This is a genomic window from Vibrio sp. 970 (genome assembly GCF_033339075.1).
Genome location: NZ_JAWOTW010000460.1, coordinates 1 through 631 on the forward strand (window position 1 = coordinate 1; position 631 = coordinate 631).

The window sequence follows — 631 nt, forward strand, 5'->3', positions numbered from 1 at the left end:
AAGTTCAACAACCGCTAGTGCGGTCAGAGGGGTCAACTCGGACGGTTTGATGATCATCCCACACCCAGCAGCTAACGCAGGTGCCGCTTTTCGTGTGATCATAGCAATAGGGAAATTCCACGGTGTAATCGCAGCACACACGCCTACAGGCTGTTTAATTGTAGATAAACGTCTATCTACAGCAGGAGCTGGGATAACTTCGCCATAAGCTCGTTTAGCCTCTTCTGCAAACCACTCTACAAAAGAGGCTAAACGTCTATCTACAGCAGGAGCTGGGATAAGTTCGCCATAAGCTCGTTTAGCCTCTTCTGCAAACCACTCTACAAAAGATGCCCCGTAGCTCACTTCCCCGCGGCTTTCAGACAATGGCTTACCCTGTTCCAATGTAATAATGGTCGCTATATCTTCAGCGTGTTCCATCAACAATTGATGCCAGTTTTTCAAACAGCTAGAGCGCTCTTTCGCACTCAACTTAGCCCATCGAACTTGTTCAGCCGAACACGCTTCAATGAGGCAATCCAACTCTTCAATTGAACTCGGTTTTAAGCGAATTAACTCTTGCTCAGTTGCAGGGTTGATGACCACAACTCCATCGTCGGAAGCCCATTGTTTAAATACTTCTTTTAAGGTT

General features: G+C 46.8%; 1 protein-coding gene. It reads right to left on the reverse strand.

What is annotated here, in order from left to right; translation table 11 throughout:
• Positions 1-631, reverse strand: a 631-nt coding sequence (locus R7Q11_RS27295; RefSeq protein ID WP_225467123.1) for an aldehyde dehydrogenase family protein, incomplete at both ends; no start/stop codon positions are given.